Raw genomic sequence first — 23,216 nt, 5'->3', positions numbered from 1 at the left:
ATAGCCCGTTGATTCAACGAATAAATTACCCGAAGAGATAAATAATTTAGTATTGGTTATATAACAAACTTACTTAAAAGTACCGGGGATAATAAGGGCTATATGGCGGAAACATTTGTCAAAAACTCGGATGTTTGATTTTAATCGATTTTCCTGGATAATTGGGCCACCAGGTTAATGTATTGCTGCATGGCATCAGCTGTACCAAGTCCACTAAGTTTTAACCAGGCATCATATTTTGCCTTGGCCACAAAATCAAACATGCCGGGTGGCGCGATGTTGATGTCACCTTCGGTTGCTTGTTTGTATAAGCTGTATAGGCGTAAAAGTGTTTCGTTATCAGGTTTAGTTTGTAATGTTTTGCTGACAGCTACTGCTTTCTCAAAGGCTTCTTTTTGATCCATTATTTAGTTTTTATAGGTTCTTCAATATAATCGCTGCTTTTAGGAGCGTGCATAAATAATTGGCTAAGTTCAGGAGGAAGGGTAATCAATTTGCGTTTTTCCATATCTATCCAGGCGCCATCGGCTTCAATTATAGCTGCCTTTACCCCGTCGCTGCGATAAAGGTCGTGCCGTATCGTCCACCTGGAGCCATCCGCCCGAGCTTTCACAATATCACAGGTCACTTTAATGTGCTCATTAATACCTACCTCTCTCAGGTAAACAAGTTCTTCCCTGAATAACACCGGGCCAATTTTATAGCCATATAACACAGTCGGCTTTAAACCAAGGCTTTCCAACATAGCTAATCTGGCCTGGGCTGCAAAATCGGCATAGGCGGTGTGGCGCATATGCTGGTTCGCGTCAATCTGTGCCCAAAGTACTTGTCCTTCATAAAAAACATCCATCATGCAGTTTATTTATGTTGCTTGAATTTTTTTACGGCTTCAGTAAGCCTCGGTAAAACCTCCATTGCATCGCCCACCACACCATAATTGGCTGCTTTAAAAAAGGGAGCTTCAGGATCCTTGTTTATTACAACAATAGTTTTTGACCCGTTTACACCTGCCAAATGCTGTATTGCGCCGGAAATACCCACCGCGATATATAAATCCGGACGTATGGTACCGCCTGTTTGCCCGACATGTTCGTGATGGGGGCGCCAATCGGCGTCGGATACCGGGCGGGAACACGCGGTTGCTGCGCCTAATTCTTTAGCAAGATCTTCAATCAGGTACCAGTTTTCCCGCCCTTTCATACCACGTCCACCGGATACAACCAGGCTGGCATCTGAAAGCGAAACTTCGCCGGTTACTTTGCTTACCTCGTTTACTTTTATCCCAAAATCCTTTCCGGAAAAGTCGACTACCAGTTTCTCGATTACTGTTTTGCCAGTCGTTTCGGTTATCGGAAAAGTATTAGGCATCAGCATAATTACTTTTTTATCACTCGTAATATTTACGTATGCAAAAGCCTTTCCCGAATAAACTGCTTTTTTAATAACAAACCCTTTATCCATATCGGGGTAGGTCAATGCCCCAACTACAAGGCCTGCCTTTAATTTTGCTGCAACCCGGGGCGCAACAGCCCTGCCGTTGATATCATTTAGCGTGATAATTATTTTGCCGCCTTCTTTTTCAATAGCAGTTAACAACGCGCTTGTATAAGCACGCGGGTGCAGTTCACCGAGCCTGCTGTCTTCTACGTGCAATACTTTTTGTGCGCCATATGCTCCAAGTTTTTCTATTTCAGCATTATCAACGATGCCCAGGATCACGGCGGTGACTGTAGTGCCCATTTTTTGAGCAATACCGGACGCGTAGTGAACTGCTTCAAAATTTTTCTTTTTGATTGTTCCCGCGTCGTGTTCAACAAAAACTATTACAGACATTTTGTTCTAATAATTTATTAAATACTATTCAAGTTTATTTAAGGATTAAATCACTTTTGCTTCAGCATGGAGCAGTTCAACTAATTCGTCCATATCAGCCGGATCAATTAATCGCACACCAGCTTTTGCAGGAGGTAATTCATAAGATAAAATAGAGGTGAGAGCGTCATCAACGGTGGGTGTAATAACAGTAAGCGGCCGCGTACGGGCGGCCATAATACCCCTCATATTGGCTATCCGTGCTTCGGCAACGCCTTTCTGGCAGGATATCACCAGGGGGAATTTGCAACTATCAGTTTCTTCACCACCTTCAATTTCCCTTTTTACTACGGCGGTATTTCCTTCGATCTTGATTTCGGTTGCAAAGCCGATATAATCCATATCGAGTAACTCAGCGAGCATGGAGCCGACACTACCGTTATTATAATCAATGGATTCTTTGCCACAGAGGATAAGATCGTAATCCATGCTTTTAGCATATTCGGCGATGTAAACAGCGGTTAGATAGGGATCGGTGCTTTCAGCATCAATCCTTATGGCCTTATCACCACCAAGCGCAAGCGCCTTTCTGATAACTGGTTCGGTATTCGCTTTCCCCACAGTTACCAGGTCGACATCACTGGCTATCCCGCTTTCTTTTAATTCGATGGCACGGATAAGCGCATACCATTCATCGTATGGATTAATAATATAGGAGACTCCGGCGTTCTCAATTGTTGTGCTGTTGTCCTTTAACACAACTTTTGTGCTGGTATCCGGTACCTGGCTTATACACACTAATATCTTCATTTATATTCGGTTCTTTCGCTTTTGTGTTAAAAACAGTATTTGTTTTCGGCAATCAGTTTAGCTGCTATATTTCTGCGTGCCTGGGTCGAATTAATATCTTCTGTTTTGGTGTAGCGCTTAAGCCCCATCAACATCATTTTCTTTTCGTCACCTTCGGCAAAATAATTCAATGCCTCTTTTCCCGCCTTGGCAATTTTTTCCGCGGCATCATTAATATATACCCGCATAATATCTAATTGCTCTTTACAGCTATCCTCTCCACGCATTGAAACCAGTTTTTCAACCCGCAACTGCAACGATTCGCTTACATACAGCTCAATAAGCATATCAGCAAGGTTCATGAGAACTTCCTGCTCTTTGCCTAACTGCGCCATCAGTTTTTGAACCGCACCTCCTGCCACCATCAGGATGGCTTTCTTAAAATTGGCAATATATTTCTTCTCTTTACCGAATAAATTTCCTTCTTCTGCCGCGCCAAAATCCGGAATACTCATCAATTCGCCTGCAACTTTTTGCGCCGGGCCCATCAGGTCAAGGTCACCTTTAAGGGCACGCTTAAGCATCATATCTACGGTTAACATCCGGTTGATCTCGTTAGTACCTTCAAAAATCCGGTTTATCCTCGAATCGCGATAAGCGCGGTCCATCGGCGCTTCCGCACTGTAACCCATGCCGCCATAAATCTGCACACCTTCATCTACCACATAATCAAGTGTTTCGGACGAATGCACTTTTATAATTGCGGCTTCAATAGCAAACTGTTCGGTGCCCTTAAGCTTGGCGTTCGTTTCATCAAGTCCGGATGCTACCAACATTTCGGTTGCTTCTTCCATATTCTGGCTGGCCCTGTAAACCGCCGACTCCGAAGCATAGGTCAGTATGGCCTGCTGTGCCAGTTTGTACTTTATCGCCCCATACTTAGAGATTGCACGTCCAAACTGCTCACGCTCGTTGGCGTAGTGCACCGCCTGGCTGATTACTTCTTTGCTCGCGCCAACTGTTCCCCCGCCCAGTTTCATACGGCCTATATTTAAGATATTGACGGCGATCTTAAACCCATTCTGGCGGTCGGATAAAAGGTTTTCTACCGGCACTTTGCAATCGTTAAAAAACACCTGCCGTGTCGAGCTTCCTTTAATTCCCATTTTATGTTCTTCAGCATTCAATGTAATGCCTTCAAAATCTTTCTCCACGATGAAAGCACTTAAATTTTCATCGTCATCAATTTTGGCAAAAACTGTAAAAACATCAGCAAAACCTGCATTAGTGATCCACATTTTCTGACCGGTTATCAGATAGTGCGTACCATCTTCGGACAGCCTCGCCCTGGCTTTACCCGAGTTAGCGTCGGACCCTGAGCTTGGCTCTGTGAGGCAATATGCACCCTTCAACTCGCCACTGGCAAGCTTTGGAATATATTTTTGCTTCTGTGCGTCGTTGCCATAATAAAGAATAGGTAGTGTACCGATTCCGGAATGCGCTGAGAACGCCACTGAAAATGAATTCCCGGCGCCTAATTTTTCAGTAACCAGCATGGATGTTTTAAAGTCCTTACCAAAACCGCCGTATTCTTCAGGCACCGAAACACCGAGCAGGCCAAGCGCGCCCGCTTCATCCATTAAATGCGACATCAGGCCTTCTTCCTGTTCATCAATGCGGTTTAAATTTGGTTTTACATGTTGTGCAAGGAAGTTAACGCAGGTTTCAGCAATCATTTGCTGTTCCTCGTTCCATTCTTCCGGAATGAATACGCTATCGGCGGCGGTTTCCCTGATCAGAAATTCGCCTCCTTTTAAAGCTTTTACAGTTTCAATGTCGTTCATGATCTATCTTTTTTTATTGGAATGGTCAATACTTCTAAAACCAATTTTTTAGGATTGGCAGCTTTAAATTCCTGTAATTGGCAGCAAAATTCCTACCCGGTTAATACTATCAGACCGCTGGTTTCAAAAGCAGTTTACTGATGCTTTTGTGGTATTTATAATCAGAAGTAAAATTAGAAGCGACATTCAACCCATGAAAGGGCTGCAATACGGAGATATTAGTCAAAAAGTCGGAACATAATCCTGTCGCTGCAGAAAGAAGGATCGCACGGTAATTAAGTATGCGGGATTTAATTTGTTAAAACGAGGCGATAATCTGATGGCGACATGCCGGTATGCTTTTTGAAATATTTGCCAAAAGACGATTGATCGGGAAAGTGGATATTTTCGGCGACGCGCGCAATACTTATGTCATGATTCCTTAATAATACCTTTGCTTCCAATACAACCGCATCGTCAATCCATTCCCCCGCAGTTCTGCCGGTTACCTCTTTGATTGTTTCTGTTAAATGTTTGGGCGACACGAAAAGGGCATCAGCGTAATACTGAACATTACGGTGTTCTTTATAATGATGAAAAACCAGTTCCTGGAACAACATATTTAACTCCTGTTTACGGGTTTGTTTTCCTTTTATTATCAGGTGTTGCTTTTCATAGATGAAAGCGACTTCGTAAAGCAGCATATTTAGGGTATTCCTGGAGATTTCGACACGGTAGGGATGTTCCTCCCGCTGCAATGTTTGCTTTATAAGTGCATATATATTTTGCAATACTTTAACATCCTCCTGTTCAGGATAAATAACCGGGATAGAGGCGCTTTTAAAATAACTAAAGGATTCGAGGAAGTGGCTGTTAACATTATTTTCTGTTAAAAAAGCTTTCGAGAAAACGATGAACCTACAAAGGAAATCGTCGCTGCTGTCATAAATTCTTAAAACATGAAAGGGCGTCGCCAGCAACATAGCATCCGGCCTGGCCTGGTATACCTGCAAATTTACTTCTACCTGCGCCGTTCCGCGCGTGCATATACCTATAATATAACCGTCTGACCGGTATGGAAATTCGCTCAGGCTCAGCAATTGCTTCTCATCGGTAATAAAAAAATCCGGGCCAACTAATTTATCGGCATACAAATCTGCAAATTTTGATAAGCTTAATTGTGCAACTTTTTTACTCATTTGTCTAATTTATAAAATGATACTTCGGCAAATGCGCATATTTAAATTTAAATATGTTGTTCGGAAAATCACCCAGTATAATTCTCCGACTTTTTGACTAATATCTCCGCAGTATAGCCCTTTTTTTCTTTCAAATGCAAGCTAATTTTATTTTCTGATAGTTGTAAGCTTTGCAGCCATGCAAACTGCACATTATAAACCAATTCTATATTATATTAAATTATGAAGAAAATTTTGTTATTAGTGCTTGCACTAATTCCTGTATTGACCTTCGCCCAGGGTTTCCAGGTTAATCTTGAGGGGCAGAAACAGATAGGTATGGGGCACACCGGCACAGGGCTGGTTCAAGACGGCGCATCAGTTTTTTTCAATCCGGGGGCGGTGGTATTGCTGCCTGAGAATTATATCCAGGCAGGAATAAGCCCTTTGCTGTTTAAGTCTGACTTTAATCCATCGGGCACAAACGCTCAATATCAATCTTTGAACAAAGTGGCCACTCCATTTAATTTTTATGCCGTTTGGGGTCCGAAATCTTCCTGGTGGAAATTAGGCTTAGGTGTTTATACGCCATTTGGGGGATTAACCGATTGGGGAAAAAGCTGGCAAGGTAAATATGTACTGGAAAGCCTCGACCTGAAAGCCATCTATTTTCAGCCAACACTTAGTATTAAAATAAACAAAGTTTTAAGCATAGGCGGAGGCTTTGTTTATAACCGGGGAAGCGTTGACCTTACGCAGGCCATTCCTCTCGGCAATTCAAGCGGACAGGACGGGCAGGCCGAATTAAAAGGCACCGGTAAGGGCTACGGCTGGAACGCAGGTTTATTTATTAAGCCTTCGTCGAAAATATCCATTGGGCTTACGCACCGTTCAAAAGTGAGTACAACAATAAACAATGGCGACGCTATTTTTACCGTTCCGGCATCAGTTCAAGGCGGTTTTCCGCAGCCAAACACATTCACTGCAACTATACCTTTGCCCGCCACCAATTCGCTTGGGATTGGCCTCTATCCTACCGATAAATGGACAGTTGCCCTGGATGTTAACCTTATTAACTGGAATGTTTACAAGGTATTGGCATTCGATTATAAAACCAACACATCATCGCTGCAAGATACTTATTCACAACGAAACTATAAAAATGCCGTAACACTGCGCGCAGGCGCCCAATATAAGGCTAACACTAAAACGGCATTGCGATTTGGCGGAGGGTACGCGTCCACAGCCGTTCAGGATGGCTATGTAACCCCGGAAGCTCCGGACGCAAACCGGGTGTATGTTACCGCAGGACTTGGGTATAAACTGGCAAAAGGGCTTGATGTGGATGTGTCATTTGAATATGAGCACCTGATGTCGCGCACGCAAACAAACATTCAATCTCAATTGTCAGGCACATTTAAAACCAATGTGTACATCCCTGGTATTTCACTTGCTTATCACTGGTAATTTAAAAATCAAAACAAATGAAGACACTTAAACACTTTATTTATATTATAGTAGGTTTGGTTGGGCTGGTTGCCTGCAAACCCGAAATAAATACACCAAAGCCAAGCCATGGCACAGCCAATTTTTCAAGATTTATTGCTGTAGGCAACTCGCTGACAGCAGGCTATGCCGATGGTGGCCTTTACCTGCAAGGCCAATTAAACTCCTACCCGGCTATCATGGCCAAACAGATGCTTTCCGTTGGCGGAGGGACATTTACTCAACCACTATTCAGCACTGCACAGGCAAATGGGTCGGGTTATTTACAGTTAACCGGATTTAGTTCAACTGGCAGTCCTATTACTGCCCCAGTTACTTCAAACCTGGCCATTAGGGGAATTTTGCCTGTGCCCGGCTTTGGCAATGTAACGTTGTATAGCAAGTACAGCGGCGATATTAATAATTATGGCGTACCGGGTATCAAACTGCTTAACATTACTTATGCACCTTATGGTAATTTAAATGGTTTTTATGAAAGGTTATTACCAGGAGATTCGCCAACAAATACCACCCCTTACCTTGCCTTCATTACCGCAAAACCTTTTACTTTCTTTTCAAACTGGCTGGGAAATAATGACGCCCTTGCCTATGCCACATCGGGCGGAGCCGGCGATGTTTTGACGGACCCCGCAACTTTCGCGGCCTTAAATACTTTGTTGATAAATACGTTAACACAAGGCGGGGCAAAAGGCGTTGTAGCCACAATACCTGATGTAACGTCAATTCCCTACTTCAATACCGTTACAGAGGGTGCGATCCTTGCGGGAGTACAAAAAGCGAACCCATCGGTTACTGGCCTGTACATTAACGCTCTCGTTTCGGGCACAAACTATGCTCCAAGGGTAGCTACGCCGGCTGATTTAATTGTTTTAACCTTCCCGACAAGCAAGATAGGACAGCCGGTAAGCACACCATACGGCACGCTTCCTTATGGATTAACACCTTATACGCCAATTGATAACCAATATGTGCTCGATGCCAACGAGGTAACTTTAACCGAAAATGCGGTTACAGCGTTTAACAGCTCTATAACTTCAACCGCTAATGCCAAGGGGCTGGCGGTATTTGATGCTTACACGTTCCTGAAAAACATAAAATCAAATGGCCTGGTTACAAATGGTATAAGCCTCAATTCAAATTATATAAGCGGCGGTTTATTTTCATTGGACGGGGTACACCTTACTCCACGGGGTTACGCCATAGTAGCCAACGAATTTATTAAGGCCATCAATTCAAAATATGGTTCAAATATTCCATTAGCTGACGTTGCTGCTTACGGCGGAATTAAGTTTCCTTAAGTAAAAAATCCGCAATCGGACGTTTGCCTGAATCAGTACTGGCGTTAACGGAAGAAAACTAAAAATAAAAAGCCTGCGGTCATTTGATTTGCAGGCTTTTGTTTGTCAAAAATCCAACAATTTATAATTTGGGAATCCCGGGCAGTTGTACGATGATTCCAGCGCGTCCCGGATCTATATAAGCCGGTACATAGCTCTGCGGCCATCGGTGTTTCGGTAACAAGGTTTCAATGTTTCAGTTCATGGCGTCCTTTACTTCAAGCTATATCGAAGCCCGGTCAGGGCGAAGGGTTTCCGGCAATGTTGCGGTTTTAAAATGGACGATCAGTTCCTGTGTGGGCATCCGGCAAAGGTATCAAAGCCTGGAGGCCTGCTTTTATTATACGCCGAAGACGCTGTACTTTGGCGACAACGTTTTGTTTATCCCATTGTTGAGGTTGGTACTATCAATGAAAATGACAAACCCTTTCTTGATTTTAAAAGTAACGGAGACATCTAACTGTCAATAATTATTCTGCCATATTTCCCGGGCAAAAAACACTGCCGGGCGCCAGCAAATATTTATCCCTGTAAGTATAGGCTAACCTCGCCTGAAATTCCCCGTCGTTTTGATACGTTCTTTCCGAATTTGGTGCTGGAAACTGCTTTACTAAAGCTCAACGTAGGGCTACAGAAAGCTTTTATGCTGTTCTGTCGACCTACCCCCTTTTTTCACATTTAATATAAGATTCTGCCTGAACCAACTACGGAAAGTATAAATGACAGCAATGCATTCATGCTGTCATTTATTCGACCGGCGCAGCATTAACCAGCACCTGCAAACCGGGCACAGTAACCGTGAAACTTGTGCCGATAGTTAGTTTTGATGATACCTCAATATCACCGCCAAGGCGGAGAATAAATTCCTTAGCGAGCCGGAGTCCCATACCCGATGAATCACTCCGAATGCTGTTCCATTCAAACAAAGCCGCCAATTGCTCTTGGGTCATGCCGGAGCCGGTATCAGTCACTTTTAATTTTAGGTTGCTGCCCATTGCTTCAGCTGTTACATCTACTGAACCACCAGCCGGAGTGAATTTTATGGCATTGCTGATGATGTTACGCAGGACAATTTTCAGGAAGTTAACATCGGTAACAAGCACCATATTTTCCGGGCATTCCGCATTAAGGGTTATGTGCTTCCCCTCTGCATGATTACGGTGCATATCCACTGCATGTGCTATCAATTCGCCAACTTCGATTTTTTCGGGACTTAACGCAAACGATTCCATATGGCTTTTGCTCCAAACCAACAAATCCTCCATCGACTCCATCAGGTTTTCTGCCGAATGTATCAACCGTTCATTATGTTCCTTCTGTTGCTCCGGGTTTAATTTGTGTGCATGGTTTTTTTGTATTGTCAGAAACAGGAACAAATTGCTGATGGGCGACCGTAAGTCGTGGGTGATGACCGTGAAAAGGCGGGTTTTCGTCGTATTTGCTTCATTTAGTTTAGCGTTGAGCAGGTTTAGCGAACTATTTTTATCCTCAAGCAGCATGTTCGAATCCCGTTTGATGCGAAAACTGCGATACAGCAAAAAGGCGGTTACAGACAGAAAAGTAATCATTAGCAGCATCAGCCACCAATTTCGTTTCTGGTCGCGCAGCTCAATATCCTTCAGTTTACTCTGCTGATTTAAAAGCGTAATACGCTGTTCTTTTTCATTAGTCTGGTATTTTATTTCCAGGTCTGCGATATTCTTTTTCGAAGCCGCTTTTTCAATAGAATCTCTTATGGTATTGTATTGCGCATCATATTTATAAGCCTTTTCATATAACCCTGCTTTCCCGGCCACATCAGCAAGCAAACCAGATACATAAGATTCGCTGTCATAATGTGCTGTTCGCTTGGCTATCTCAAGGGCTTTTTCAAAGTTAGCTATAGAGGCGGGGTAGTGGCCCTGGTTTCTTTCCATCTTGCCCCTCATTATCAGTACATACATAAAACCGGCTTCGTATTTTTTAGCTGTGTAGTAGGCCGTAGCTTTATTTAAATATTCCGTGGCTTTGTCATATTGCCTAAGTTCAATGTAAGGTGATGCTATTGATACGTACATATCCACCACATATGAATAGTAATTCATCTTTATGGCTGCCTTAATAGCATTTTTATAGGCATCAACTGCTTTTTGATATTCTTTTAAGTCCACGTAATCAGAGCCAAGGTCGTTGAACACTACCATCCTGTTAAAATGACTTTCGCTCATATACGATAAACTCTCTAATGCATAATCAACCGCCTTTTTGTAGTTTGCTATATGCTCATACATTTCGCCAATGTCAGAAAGCTCTACGGCAATTGTTGAACTGTCTTTTTGGGCACGGGCATGCTCCAGCACCCGGAAATACAACTGTATTGCCTTTTCAGGCTGGTTGGTGGTTCCATAAATATCGGCCAGTTTTTCAAGCAGCCGCATTTTCATCGGCACATTTTTGATGGTATCGGCCTCCTGGCTCATCCTGTTCTTGTAAATATTTACCGAATCGGGTTTACCAGCATCATAGTAGACTCCGGATAGCGTGATCTGCGTAACAATTTTCAATTCCAGCGCATTGGACGCAGCTGCGTATACTTCGCAAGCTTTATAATAATTAATGGCGCTATCCTGGCGGCGCAGGCCTAAATAACCGTTGCCGATATTAGCGTATAAATATGCTAAATGCTTTTTTACCTTGGCGTGCTTAGCCTTTGGAAGTTCCCATTTCGCCTCTGTTATTATGCTGTCAAACTTTCCTTCTTTAAATAACCGCGCCATCTGTTTCTCAAAACTGAGAAAAGCTTCGTCTTTTGGGCCCTGGTGTGGCTCTCTTTTTCCCGCCGAATTGTTACAATTTGCCAGTAATAAAACCACCGCTAACAACCCGGTACATTTTAAACAGATATGCCGCGCGGAAAAGTTGCTTATGTACCTGGCAAAATTCATATTTACCTTTTTACTGAATATTATTAAGCAGCGCCTTGTTTATTTCACTGCGGAATGTCTTACCTACCGGAAGCCTTAAATTATCAAGTAGCAGCTCATTCTGCTCCATTTTACGTATCTGGTTTATGGCGACCGCAAAACTTCGGTGAATTCTCAAAAAGCGGTCGCCAGGCAATTTCTCGAAGAAGTTTTTTAAACTGCACAACGTCATGTACGTCTTGGCACGGGTGATCACTTTGGTATAATCCTTTAACGCCTCCAGGTAAATAATATCGCTCACTTTTAGCTGTATCAGGTTGTAACTCTCCTTAATGGTAAGGTAATCGCCTACGAACTGCACGTCGTACAGTTTTGCTTTATTCTGGATGTCAAGGTACTCACGCGCCCTTAGTACCGCGCGCTCCAGCCTGTCGGCTTTGGCCGGTTTCAACAGAAAATCGAATGCGTGGCTTTCATAGCTTTCAAGCGCATATTCGGCATACGAAGTTATAAAAATGCACAAAGGTGGATTTTTAAGGGAATTGAGAAACTCCAACCCGTTCAGGTATGGCATATCAATATCAAGAAAAGCAAGCTGAATATCAGCGTTCTGTATGAGTTCAAGACATTCAATAGGGTTTGCAAAACTCCCCAGTAGCCTTATAAACGAATATTTTTCCAGATACGATTCAATAGCAATTCTGTCTAACTCATTGTCATCTATTATGATACTATTGATATTTGCCATAAGAGGGGTCAAGGTCACGGATTCGTCACCTAAAGTATGCAAAAATTAATATCAAAGGAAATTTTATAGCTATTGAGCATACCAATATGGGCAAACAACGTATTATTTGAATATTATTTATCTTAAATACGTCAATGTACCTGTGTGGTTTGTAGTATTATTAAACGACAAAGAGGCAGGAATACCCCGCCTCTTTGCCGCCTGATTATTAAAATACTTTTAAAATGAGGTAAATGCTTCGTTGCTCTTTGGAGACGTTTCTGCAACATTTTTTCCGATGGAACGGATATAAAAATACCACGTGTCGCCTTTGGCAGCAGCTTTGTCGACGTAAGTATTTGTTGCAGAGGGCACCGTAGCGATAAGTTTTGCTGCCGCACCGCGTTTGTAACGGTAAATAGCAAACCGGGTAACGCGCTTGTCGTTTATAGCGCCCCATTTAAGTGTGATACCCGTAGGATCGGCAAGAGCTATCAAGCCTCCGGGCTGAATATATAGCATAGGTGTAACAGTGATAGCATTACTTGGCACCAGCATGCTATGTGCTTTTCCGGCCGTACTTTCAATATTGTAAGTGTAGGTTAAACCCGGAACGACAGCGCTGTCAACAAAAGTGCTGAACGGAGCCGGATAAGCGTTCCTGATTATAACGTCTCGTTTGCCGTCATCCGAATGTCTCGTGATCCGATAGCCTGTTTGATACCTGTTGAATTTCAGCATCTGCAGCCAGGTAAGCCTTACAGCTTGTCCCTGTAGTTCTGCATGGAAGTTTTTTGGTGCAATTAACACGCTATCAACAGTGTTTGCTTGAATATAAGCGATTGTGGAGTTTTTACTTTCCACATTACTTATATTTTCACTTCGTACGGCATAACCATACATTAGTCCTGGTCTTAATTTCGATGAGTCGATATAGGTGTTAGTGGCAAGCAATGTTGTAATCCGTTTCATCGGCATCCCCACACCTTCGCTGCGGTACACATAAAAGCCGCTTTGTTTCTCGGCTGGTGGCTCCCAATTTACCAATACTGAATTTTCTTTCAGAACTGCAGTAACGACTCGCGGCGGAAAATTATTGACTTTTGTTTGATAAAGGCCAAAGGTTTTGGCGCTACGAACAGCCTTACGGCCCATCTTATCCACCATCTGCAGAAAATAATAATACTTCTGACCCGGCTCGATGCGAAAATCGGTATAAACAGTATCATACGGCATGGCAAGGCCTACCTGCTGATAACCTCCATCGTCATACGAAGTACTGCGCATTACAGCAACGCTCCCTATAAAACCCGGATTCGGCAGGTGATAATGAAGCTTGATGGTGTGTGTTAGTTCATCACCCACAGCCTTAAAATATTGCGGCGTCAATAGTCCCCGTGCCTCCATACAGGTGGCGGGTATTGTGTCTGACACTACATTACCACCGCCGCCAAAGTTGTTAACCGGCATAATAAAATATCTGTACATCGTGCTAAAAGCTACATGTTCGTCCCGGATGGAATATTTCAGCGTATCACCTTTCCGTTCCATATAAATAAACGGGTGTATTTCTTCAAACACTTTATCCCCTTCGGTCTTACGGAAAGTTTTAAAATTGAAAGAGTTATTATCATTCTTAGCGAACCATTCCAAACGAATAGCCTCGCTTTCAACCTTTCGCGACAATATATGGGGCTTCAACGCTGTAACCACTGCGGGATATTTTACGCTATTGGTGATGAATGATGTGCCCCCTGACCCAACTTCCGAAACCCGGTAACGGTAAGTTTTTCCTTTAACAACAGTTGTATCGGCAACCAATATGTTAAATGCCATCTGCATCGGCGTAAAAGCCAATTCGTTGCTTAGCGAATCGAGCGTTTGGTTAGTGGAGAGAAACTTTTTCCATATAGTCGGCGGGTCAAGCCGAAGTTGTTTACCATCGGGAAAAAAGCGGAACGATGCGCGCAAATTCCTCACCAATTCATCAATATTCTTCGGGGTGTGAAAATCGCGGATCACCACCCACCTGCCTGGTACACCGGAATCCTCGCGCTCCAGCTTGTACCCGGTGATACCATTATTGGGATAAGCCAACGATGCGGGATGAAAGGCATGATAAATAAATAATGCGCCATCACCTCCATATGCAGTGATTGAATTATCCTGCGCCCTGGCAGCAGTAAGCCCGAACAATACTATTTGAAAAATTATTATAAATGCCTTTCTCATTTTAAATCTTAATAACTTAAACCAGGGATATTAACATGCGTAGAATATGTATTGTCAAAAATACTTAGCCAAAGGTTACCATCTGTTGGTGTTAGTTTGCCCGGAGGTTTTGTTACGTTGACGCCCATACCAAGGTCCATCGATTTACCGATACCTGTAGAATGGCATCCAGGAGGAATTTTAACGCCGAATACTTTTATTGAATTGCAGTTATCGTCGCAAACCCCAAAGCCTACATAAGCACTACCTGATAATATAACATGTGCGCTGGCGCTCATCGTAAGGTCGCTGGCCGACAGCAAGGCAACCGGGTCAAAGCCAAATTGGCTAAATGGCGGAAGGCCGACATGCTGCACCACGGTTGCGTTCACCTCGGCACTCAGGTTTAACCCTGCGCAGCCAACCAGCACTGACGCCCCTGCATGCACTTTTACATAAGCGCCAACTTTTATACCGCCATCGATGTTTACATTTTTGCCGCCAAAATCTATTGCTGTAAATATATTAGCGTAAATCCCTTTTTCAACCGTAACCGATGCAATTGGGCCGACATTCAAATTGATATCAGGAATGATAGGCAAATTCATGTCGACCGCAGTAACTAGCAATGTGCCTTTAATTGTGTTGAATTGCTTAAAACCGTCAGGCAATATACCGTCATGGAACTGTGATTGTATGATTGACTGTATACCCGGGGTAATAGTGCTTGCACCAATCCATACGGCACCATTGGCACTGTTTACCGGCACCGGCGAACCTGTTATATGGTCAATCTTTGCCACGCCGAGTACATACCATTGCCCGCTGCCAAGCTGCAGTTCAAAATCGGTATGAAATTGGGCATTCGGTGTTGTTTCATCAAGGTGGAATGAACCAACAATCGCCTTTTTGTCGAAATCGTACGTAAAATTCCCGTTCGACATATCGCCAAACGACAGGTTTTTTACGCCAATCTGGCTTTTATTTGCCACCAGGTCGCCTTGTACAACAAAACCCATTCTTGTTTTATTTGTGTTGGCATCAACCGAGGTGCTGTCGCGCATACCTTCTGCCCCGATTACATCTCCTATAAATTTAAAGTTTTGCCACGACGAAAAATCACCAATCATCGTCCCTTCTATGGCCGATAGCTTTTGTGGGCCGCCCATCTCCACAAAATTGCTTTTATCCTGGGTCACAGATATCATGTGGGAGTTAGCATTATATTTAAGCAATTTTACTTTGAAATTGTATGGCGAATTCGGTGCTTTATCTTTTAAGTGGCCTGGAATGATTAATTGATTATTGATGAAAGTTTGCCCAACATTATCAAATGTTACGTGTACGCCGTTGCTTACCATATCAAGCGGAGGTAAATTGGTTTGCAGGTGCACCAGCGATGTGCCATTGCTTTTGTAAGCCAGGTTGTAAATTTTATCATTCATACCTGTAAGGGCCGGTATATTAAGGTCGAGCGAGCCATCAAACGATATGTTGTCAATTCCATTCGCTACCTGGTAAGGTGTAAAAGTTGCAAAGCCATTGAGTGTTAACGGTTTTTGACTGTTCGAGATAACAATACGCGATTCATCGCCCTTGCTGTAAAGCGATATGTTCGAAATTAGGATCTGGTCGTTTGTTCCCAGGTCCGGTAAGTCTTTTATCACGGTTACCGGGGCGTCGGTTGTTGAAACCATCGATAGCGACCATGAGCCATACTGCGGATTCTTTAGCGAGCCATATTTGGCTGCTTTATCATACCCGAACGAGGTAGCAACGTTTGAGCCCAGCGGCAGATCTTTAACGCCCGCAATGCCAATCTTATCTATGCTCATATATCCGTATCCAATATTATCGTATCCAATTTCAAGGTTACTAACCGGAACCGTGATGGAACCCGCAAACAAGTTACCCGTTAGTTTTATCGTGCCCTGATCCAGCGTCCATTTTCCCTGGGCTTTCCATTTATCAAAACCGATGCTGAGGTCAGATTTACTGAAGGTCTGCACCATCGACTTGTAATCAAAAATCAAGTAACCCACGTTAAGGTTCAGGTCGGGGTTGTTAATATTGGCAATGTTTGTATGTACCGTTGATGCAAGATGTAAACCTGTATAATCAAGATAACTGGCTGCAGAAGCATCTACGTTGTATAAATTGTTTAATGTGTATTTAAATGTTTTGCCATTTAAACTCTGAACCCGGTATTTGTAGGTGTTATCATCATCGAAAGTACTTACAAAAAGGTTAAAGAAATTTTTTGTAGCAGCTGCTAAACCATCGGCAAATACATCCGGCGAACCGGGCGAGTATACCTGCACCTGGTCAAGTCCGCCTTTACTTACTCCCATCTGCAAGCCCATATTGCTTCCATTATTTCCATCGTTACCGCCATTTTTCAGTATTTCATTGGCCACCTTATTGCTATTATCAAACTGTACTTGCTGTTGCTGTGACGGGGTAGGTGCATTTTGTCCTTGCTGGATTACCTCTTTACCATCGTCCACGAATGGAATTACCGTTTGCGAACCATTCCAAACCACGCCATGCGAAAACGAATTGGATGTTATAGCCGCCTCTCCCACTATTGAACCTCTGCCCGGGTCATTTGGCGCCTGCTGCAGCGATAAACCCTTCAGACCGGAAGCGGTTGCATGATAGTACTTGAACATCAACAAATCAATGTTATTTTCGCTAAGCGCTATCGATCCATACGCCCCAACTATGATGTAAGGCGGCAATGGTTTGCCAAATTGATTATTAGCATTTTTAACAGGCCGTTCAATTACCTTCACTTCAACATTTTTAAGTGTCAGGAAGTTGTTATAGTAGTTACCCATGTATACGTTTTTATTCGGCTTTACCTGTACTCTGCCATTTAGTATATAATTGGAGCTGTTTGTTTTTTTCACCCATGATTCTACTTCTATCGGGAAGCCGTATATAGAGCTAAAATCGATAGTTGCATTACTGGTGAGGTAAAAATCTGCCTGTGCCGAATTGATAACAATATTTTTAAACATGTACGAATCCAGCTTTACCTGTTTCGTCGCTCCGGGCCCGGCTGGGTTCGAAGCTACCACCGTTATGTTACTCCCGTCTTTCGGCAGGCCGTCAATGCTGTACTTTCCGTTTTGGTCGGTGTAAACTTCCTGTACGGTTTGCCACATCTCCTTTATGTAGACGCCTACGTTTGCCTTTGGCTTACCGTCAACCTTAATCGTACCGATAATCGAAAATCCGGCGTCAAGCTTGATATCGAGGAACGTAACCGCATCGGGCGAGTTACTTGCAATTACGGTGGTTTCCTGGGTAACATACCCGGCCGACACTACCTTTACGCCATATTTTGCGGCACTGCTCTGGAAGGTAAAGCTTGCGCATTCGCCAGCCTTAATATCAGTACCTCCCGGGGTCTCATCAGGCGGCAATTGAGTTATATACACCTGAGCCGGAATGGCCTTTTTTGTAACTGCGCTCTTTACGCATACCGACAGTTTATTAACCGGCCGCAACATTTCGAAGGCCTCCATTTGGCTGTAGCTATCGTCAATAGCGCCTGCGTTAGCAAGGCCAATATTAGGCGGAGCGTCAACTGTTCGTGTAAATATCTGGGTATGGTAGTTTACCTGGTCATCAGGTATCACTGTAAATTTAACCTGGCCATAACTGGTTTGCATTTGCGCACGTTCTTCGTTAGGGCTTGGCGCTCCCTGGAACAGGTACAGCGATTGCGTATCTACCCAGCTAAAACCATCGCCGACAACAATCCTTGCTTTTACCGGCTTTTTGGTATCGTGGTCTATCACATCGGCCTGCATCAGGCGCGGAGGTAATACAAACCCTTTTATATTCTCTTTCCTTCCGGGTCCCATCGGTATGCCGGAATTAACAACGCTGTAACCGGTTATGAAGCCATATTTTGTAAAAATAAGCAGCTTCCAGCCTTTATAGTCGTCCGTCTCAGGGTCATCAAACCTGAACAATCCATTGTCGCCTGTTTGTTGTATTTTCTGCAGTTGAACCGGGGAATTGTTCCATTGAGACATATAGTCCAATATAGTCAACGGGTCGGAACCTGCAAATAAATCCTTGAAGTACTGGGCGTTATAAGCCTTCTTTGTAGCATCTATATCGTAAAGCCACACCAATACCTGCGATAAAGCATTGGTACTGGTATTACTTTGCGGGTATACCGCGCCATCAATGTAAGGTTTTTGCGGCACAGTATTTACGGTTACATCTACCGAAACATTTTTTTGACCGACTATGCTGTTCAACACAGGCTCGTCGAAATAATGGCCATTGGTAGTAAAAATAGCGACATGGGGATCTACCTGCTGCGCCGAAACTGTTGAATAGTTATCCCCTGTTAATATTTCCGATTCCGAATAAATGTAATACGTATCGCTGGCATTGTACACGTCATTTGACACTAGCCTGCTGAAGGACGCGACACCGTCAGTATTGGTAACGCCGTAACCGATAACTTTATAATTATTATAATAATAATCCTGTATCGTCTTTTGTTCAAGCCCGTTTTGTTGTCCCTCATCATCTGGTATACCAAATTGTGCATAGTTAAAGCCAGTTAGGCGGCACAGGTACACACGCTGATTTTTTAATTTTTCAGTAAGTTTTGTATTGCTGTTATATCCTTTGATTGTTACATTCAAGTTAAAATCCTTTACCTGCGCTATCACTTCACCCACATTATAGGTGTTGCCCGCACGGAATGAGTATGCTATATCGGGACTACCATAGTACGGGCTGAATACCTTGAGATATTGCTGAAAGCCAAAGCCGTTATTATAATTGTACAGCTCAAGCTGGTCATATTGCAAAACGCCTGAATTTAGCTCAAAATAGCCGTTCGGGTCGGTAAAGACAGCCGCGTACGTTTTCGCCTTGTTTTCGTCGTGAACAATATTGCCTTTACCATCAGGATACATAGGTATCGACTCAAGCACTATTGATGTATTCGGCAGCGGCCTTGCTGAACCATCTTTAAATCGATATTTCAGCACTCCCTTAACGGTGAACGACACATAGCTTGGCCTGAAATCGATGTCCTTGTAGCGCACAAAGGGCTTGGTGTATGGCTGATAATCATCGTCCTCAACCGGGGCCATCGACACCTCTACCGGCTCGAAGGAAACTTTGCTGTGTTTGTATTCGGCGTATACGTAATATGAATCTGATGCCTTAAGGTTGTCAACCAGGTTATCAAAAACAACACTGCCTGTGTATGTATTAAATAATGCGTCATGATCCATGCTGGATTGATGGTGTGATACAATTTCATATTTATTGCCGCCAACATACCAACCGGCGGTGGTATCAACCGGTTTAAACGGCGCGTGGCCAACATTATCACCTTCATCATTTGGAATGGAGGGCGAACGCGGCAGCTTTCTCAGCACGTATACCTGCACGGTGTCGTCTGCCGTTCCCTCAACTGAAGCCCCGGCGACCTTGCCGGTATTAGTTCCGCCTTCCGGGTTTCGATCTATTAAAACATGAAGCCGGTAGTTGTTTACAAAAACGTTTTGCGTACCTGCGTCAACCTGGGTGGTTTCATCTTTATCGACCGGCGGTTTAGCGTAAATGAACGAATGCGGGTCAGAATACTGCTTGTTTATAACGTTAATATAATAGCACATTACCATCGCCACGTTTGATTCCGGGTACACCTGGATAATTTTGCAGGGCAGCTTCGAATCAAAATCGAATTCATAATGTCCGTTTGCATCGGTTTTAGCGGTCGCAACAACATTTTGCGGCCCATAATCGGTCGCGGGCAGCAATAAATCCCCAGTTTGGTCTATGGTATCTATCACCGGTGGCGTATCAGGAATGTACTTTGCCCCCTTTTTTACCTTTGACTTGCCCCCGGCATTCACCTGGCTCCCCGCATTTGCATTACCATTTACGCCATTATATTTCTCTACCTTGTTTTCCTGCTGCTGTACGGCCTGACTTACTATCTGATCACCCGGTTTATTAAAATCAGTCTTCGAACCGGAACCGCTTCCTATTTCCCCCCCCTGCTTCCCTACGTTTTTCCCCATCCAATCGCCAATTTTTGAACCATTGGGAGGCGCCCCCTGCTTATATTGTTTGATTTCTTCCTGGTGAATATCCATCGGCACATAGCACAACCCGTAAACCAGCTCAATTTTAGTAAGCTTCAGCGGCACAGCGGTATCGCGGCGGGCGGTTTTTATATACGGCATCTGCTTGTCATTAGCCAAATGATACTTATAAGTCAAGTTTCCACTTACCTGGTAATCATAATGAACTACAGAAAAATCGTCGCCGTGCTTGGTTGGCCCAAGCTTATCGTCCTTACCGTTATCCTGCTCATAAATAAAAACCGAGGCCGGGCTGCGACCGTTGTTCCTGAAGACCACTCTGTTATTCGGATCAACAGCTGTTACCCTCCACGCGTAACTTTTACCTGGTTTAAACGGCACATTGCGCATGTTATACTGGTAGCTTGTGCCGGTAACCACGGTAGTTAAAACCGGCAGCGAGGAGGCATTAAGTATTTGATTGGGGTCTCTTGCCGGATCAGGCATTTCGGCAATTTCAAGCTTATATTGTGTACCAAGCGGAACTGTACCGGGGTTAATCCAATTAAAAAAAGCAGTATTTGCCGGCGTTGCACGCAGGCGCTCATTCCTTGCCGGGCCTACCAGTACCGGAGGGTCGGGATTGGTGATAGTAATCATACTGCAACCCATCGGCGCATTTGCAGAAATCAAACGGACGCCGTTATACTCATATGCTTCAATACATAATGTATAATGTCCCTCAGGTATACGCGAGGAAGCAGCCAGCTTAGCCTTATCTATACCGTACACGTTAACGCTGTTTAAATCAAACACACTTTGAAGGGTGGTTCCGTTTAGCTGCTTAGTTTCGTGGGGATTAAGAACAATTGGCTGAACGGGGCGGTAATTGCCACGGGTTGAAATAAGAATGCCGTTATCGCCCTGCAATTTGCCGGCTAGTCTTATCCTTTGCTGTGTGCCAGACGTGTTTTGAAGGATGAGCAGCGTTTTAGAAGCATAAGCGCTGGTGTAATCGGAATAATAGGGCGAATATGGCGGCAAAACGTTTATGGTGATATTTACAGTTTGCGCCTTAACTGCGCCGGCAAACAGCATGACGGCTGCAAAAATCACTCTGCTGAAATTCTTAATCGTGGATTTGTACGTTTTCATCATGCTAAAAAGTATGTGTTAAGGATAATGACGACCGTAATTCGCTGAAAGACGGCAGCGTTGCATCCTTCGAATTGCTTTTCAAGTAAGATATGGTAGTGGTAATGCCGTCGCGCTTACCCAGCCGGTATGAGCCGTTGAGATAGGCGTTGATCACGTTGCCTGCATTCTTGTCATCGTTATGCTGTTGCTGATAGGCGATATTAGCATTCAGCATCAGCCTGTTTTTATCGAGTTGATGGCTGATACCGATTGAAGGGCCAAACAGGCGGGTATGCATTGTGCTGATTTGCGCAACAGTATAGTTCAAATTAGAGTTGATACTTAATCCCGACTTACCAAACCCAAGGGAATAAGAAAGATTGGCGCTTTTGCTGTTGCTCTGACTTTGGCCCGATGTAAAATGGTTTAAGTCAACCAGCGATTGCAGGTTACCCGATAAAATAAAGCTGTGTGATATAACCGAATCGCCAAGCATGTAACGGATAAGGCCGTTTACGTTATAATTGGTGCGGGCTACACGGAAGGTATCGATAACCGGGTTAAGACCCCTGTCCTGCGTAATACCATAGTTCGAAAAGCGGAAGTCGGCACCGAATTTTGATGTGTTGTACGATGCGCTGAATGAGCTAATGGTGCGATGCGAGGTGTACAACAGGTCATGTGCGACATTGTCGTGCTGAAAGCCTAAACTGCCGTTTAGCTGGAGTTGGTTTTTGAGAAGCGAAAGGCCGCCATTTACAGTATAGTTAGCCACATCGGTTTCGAAATAGTAAGCCCCCATCGATTTAAAATCAGGATCGACGCGTTTGTATTGTATGCCGATATTATAGTTATTGTTCTGATAACTTAACGCGGTTTGCACGGCAGTTAGCAGCTGACTGGAATTATTGAGCGTTATCCAGTTTTTCAGGAAGTTAAACCCGCCCAAATCAAAATCGCGCAGTGTGTCGCTCAAACGGTTGCGTGTGTACAAGCTGCCCGCTACGTCTGCCTCCCACCGAAAATGTTTAGCAATCAGGAATTTTGTACCGATACCCGCCACCAGGTTCTCCGCGGGCTGCAGGCCGGAAACAATAGATGGGTTTTGAATAGAATTAGGGTCGTCTTTTGCTTTCAGAAAAGTTATGTCGACATGATTTTGCTCGGTACCATAGCCTAATTTAGCGGCATAGCCCGAGCGGCTGTATGACGGTGTTTGAAAGAGCAGCGGCTCGGAAGAACTTTCCACAATTGCCTTATTAAAACGCCCGTAAATAAAGCCCAGCCTGAGTTTACCTGGATTTGCTTCGATTCCTCCGCCTAAAAAGTTATAGCCCGACAACGTAAACGGCGACCACGTAATGCTTTGCCAGCCGGCGTGCACGGTAAGCCATTTGTATTGCGGACTGATGCCATATTGATTAAAAGGTTGTCTGAACCCGCGCTGCTGGTCGCTTACGACCACCGAAAAAGGGAACGATATACCATATACGGTTAAAACCGGCGCTCCGCTAAGCAGATAGGAAAATGGATGTTCGCGGTTATCAATGCCCGATGAGGTGTAGGTGCCCAGGCCTAAGCCAAACTGGCCGCTGATGGTAACCGGCTGCGCGTTAGCCATTTTCGATACATCCTGCGCACGCGCCGGGATGGCCAAAACAACCATCAGCATTAGAACCCATAAGACGTTAATAAGGTGCTTCATAAACAAATCTGGCT

At 44.0% G+C, this 23,216-nt stretch carries 14 protein-coding genes; 3 read left to right on the top strand and 11 right to left on the bottom strand.

The window, feature by feature from the left end; genetic code table 11:
* Positions 1 to 140: 140 nt before the first annotated feature.
* The 6 genes from NAF19_RS15240 to NAF19_RS15215 form a co-directional block, all read right to left on the bottom strand.
* Positions 141 to 404 carry an acyl-CoA-binding protein gene (locus NAF19_RS15240; protein WP_252790927.1) on the bottom strand — a complete coding sequence of 88 codons (264 nt, stop codon included), beginning with the start codon at positions 402 to 404 and terminating at the stop codon, positions 141 to 143.
* Positions 404 to 853 (bottom strand): acyl-CoA thioesterase, encoded by a 450-nt coding sequence (locus NAF19_RS15235; RefSeq protein WP_252790926.1) that lies wholly within the window; start codon positions 851 to 853, stop codon positions 404 to 406. Before NAF19_RS15235 ends, NAF19_RS15240 begins: the two co-directional genes overlap by 1 nt.
* 5 nt (positions 854 to 858) lie before the next feature.
* Positions 859 to 1,833: an electron transfer flavoprotein subunit alpha/FixB family protein gene (locus tag NAF19_RS15230; RefSeq protein ID WP_252790925.1), complete on the bottom strand. Its 975-nt coding sequence runs from the start codon at positions 1,831 to 1,833 to the stop codon at positions 859 to 861.
* A gap of 45 nt (positions 1,834 to 1,878) precedes the next feature.
* Complete coding sequence (locus NAF19_RS15225) at positions 1,879 to 2,622, bottom strand: electron transfer flavoprotein subunit beta/FixA family protein (RefSeq protein WP_252790924.1); 744 nt, start codon at positions 2,620 to 2,622, stop codon at positions 1,879 to 1,881.
* 26 nt (positions 2,623 to 2,648) lie between these two features.
* Positions 2,649 to 4,445 (bottom strand): acyl-CoA dehydrogenase FadE, encoded by a 1,797-nt coding sequence (locus NAF19_RS15220; protein WP_252790923.1) that lies wholly within the window; start codon positions 4,443 to 4,445, stop codon positions 2,649 to 2,651.
* Between the two features lie 290 nt (positions 4,446 to 4,735).
* The gene (locus tag NAF19_RS15215; protein ID WP_252790922.1) at positions 4,736 to 5,623 is read right to left on the bottom strand and encodes a helix-turn-helix domain-containing protein; all 888 of its coding nucleotides are present in this window, start codon (positions 5,621 to 5,623) and stop codon (positions 4,736 to 4,738) included.
* A 222-nt stretch (positions 5,624 to 5,845) separates the two neighbouring features.
* Between NAF19_RS15215 and NAF19_RS15210 the strand changes: the two genes are divergently transcribed.
* From NAF19_RS15210 to NAF19_RS15200, 3 genes are all read left to right on the top strand, one after another.
* Positions 5,846 to 7,069, top strand: coding sequence for an OmpP1/FadL family transporter (locus NAF19_RS15210; protein ID WP_252790921.1), 1,224 nt, complete (start codon positions 5,846 to 5,848; stop codon positions 7,067 to 7,069).
* A 17-nt stretch (positions 7,070 to 7,086) separates the two neighbouring features.
* The gene (locus NAF19_RS15205) at positions 7,087 to 8,406 is read left to right on the top strand and encodes an SGNH/GDSL hydrolase family protein (protein ID WP_252790920.1); all 1,320 of its coding nucleotides are present in this window, start codon (positions 7,087 to 7,089) and stop codon (positions 8,404 to 8,406) included.
* Between the two features lie 316 nt (positions 8,407 to 8,722).
* Positions 8,723 to 8,905, top strand: a complete 183-nt coding sequence (locus NAF19_RS15200) for a hypothetical protein (RefSeq protein WP_252790919.1) — start codon at positions 8,723 to 8,725, stop codon at positions 8,903 to 8,905.
* Positions 8,906 to 9,191: 286 nt separating this feature from the next.
* Here NAF19_RS15200 and NAF19_RS15195 read toward each other — a convergent pair whose 3' ends face one another.
* The 5 genes from NAF19_RS15195 to NAF19_RS15175 form a co-directional block, all read right to left on the bottom strand.
* On the bottom strand, positions 9,192 to 11,369 hold the full coding sequence (locus tag NAF19_RS15195) for a tetratricopeptide repeat-containing sensor histidine kinase (protein ID WP_252790918.1): 2,178 nt from the start codon (positions 11,367 to 11,369) through the stop codon (positions 9,192 to 9,194).
* 10 nt (positions 11,370 to 11,379) lie between these two features.
* Entirely contained in the window at positions 11,380 to 12,096 is a 717-nt protein-coding gene (locus NAF19_RS15190) for a LytR/AlgR family response regulator transcription factor (RefSeq protein WP_252790917.1), read from the bottom strand.
* Positions 12,097 to 12,315: 219 nt separating this feature from the next.
* Entirely contained in the window at positions 12,316 to 14,307 is a 1,992-nt protein-coding gene (locus NAF19_RS15185) for a fibronectin type III domain-containing protein (protein WP_252790916.1), read from the bottom strand.
* Positions 14,308 to 14,315: 8 nt separating this feature from the next.
* On the bottom strand, positions 14,316 to 21,518 hold the full coding sequence (locus NAF19_RS15180; RefSeq protein ID WP_252790915.1) for a hypothetical protein: 7,203 nt from the start codon (positions 21,516 to 21,518) through the stop codon (positions 14,316 to 14,318).
* A 1-nt stretch (position 21,519) separates the two neighbouring features.
* The gene (locus tag NAF19_RS15175; protein WP_252790914.1) at positions 21,520 to 23,202 is read right to left on the bottom strand and encodes a hypothetical protein; all 1,683 of its coding nucleotides are present in this window, start codon (positions 23,200 to 23,202) and stop codon (positions 21,520 to 21,522) included.
* Positions 23,203 to 23,216 lie beyond the last annotated feature (14 nt).

Source organism: Mucilaginibacter flavidus (assembly GCF_024055575.1).
GTDB classification, from domain to species: Bacteria; Bacteroidota; Bacteroidia; order Sphingobacteriales; family Sphingobacteriaceae; genus Mucilaginibacter; species Mucilaginibacter flavidus.
Note: the sequence above shows the minus strand (reverse complement) of the source record. Positions and strands in the feature narration are given on the sequence as shown.

What these genes read in the sequence shown, in the direction of transcription:
- NAF19_RS15190 (WP_252790917.1), bottom strand. Translation starts at nt 12,096, where the DNA reads ATGGCAAATATCAATAGTATCATAATAGATGACAATGAGTTAGACAGA.
- NAF19_RS15215 (WP_252790922.1), bottom strand. Translation starts at nt 5,623, where the DNA reads ATGAGTAAAAAAGTTGCACAATTAAGCTTATCAAAATTTGCAGATTTG.
- NAF19_RS15195 (WP_252790918.1), bottom strand. Translation starts at nt 11,369, where the DNA reads ATGAATTTTGCCAGGTACATAAGCAACTTTTCCGCGCGGCATATCTGT.
- NAF19_RS15230 (WP_252790925.1), bottom strand. Translation starts at nt 1,833, where the DNA reads ATGTCTGTAATAGTTTTTGTTGAACACGACGCGGGAACAATCAAAAAG.
- NAF19_RS15240 (WP_252790927.1), bottom strand. Translation starts at nt 404, where the DNA reads ATGGATCAAAAAGAAGCCTTTGAGAAAGCAGTAGCTGTCAGCAAAACA.
- NAF19_RS15200 (WP_252790919.1), top strand. Translation starts at nt 8,723, where the DNA reads ATGGACGATCAGTTCCTGTGTGGGCATCCGGCAAAGGTATCAAAGCCT.
- NAF19_RS15235 (WP_252790926.1), bottom strand. Translation starts at nt 853, where the DNA reads ATGATGGATGTTTTTTATGAAGGACAAGTACTTTGGGCACAGATTGAC.
- NAF19_RS15225 (WP_252790924.1), bottom strand. Translation starts at nt 2,622, where the DNA reads ATGAAGATATTAGTGTGTATAAGCCAGGTACCGGATACCAGCACAAAA.
- NAF19_RS15180 (WP_252790915.1), bottom strand. Translation starts at nt 21,518, where the DNA reads ATGATGAAAACGTACAAATCCACGATTAAGAATTTCAGCAGAGTGATT.
- NAF19_RS15210 (WP_252790921.1), top strand. Translation starts at nt 5,846, where the DNA reads ATGAAGAAAATTTTGTTATTAGTGCTTGCACTAATTCCTGTATTGACC.
- NAF19_RS15220 (WP_252790923.1), bottom strand. Translation starts at nt 4,445, where the DNA reads ATGAACGACATTGAAACTGTAAAAGCTTTAAAAGGAGGCGAATTTCTG.
- NAF19_RS15205 (WP_252790920.1), top strand. Translation starts at nt 7,087, where the DNA reads ATGAAGACACTTAAACACTTTATTTATATTATAGTAGGTTTGGTTGGG.
- NAF19_RS15185 (WP_252790916.1), bottom strand. Translation starts at nt 14,307, where the DNA reads ATGAGAAAGGCATTTATAATAATTTTTCAAATAGTATTGTTCGGGCTT.
- NAF19_RS15175 (WP_252790914.1), bottom strand. Translation starts at nt 23,202, where the DNA reads ATGAAGCACCTTATTAACGTCTTATGGGTTCTAATGCTGATGGTTGTT.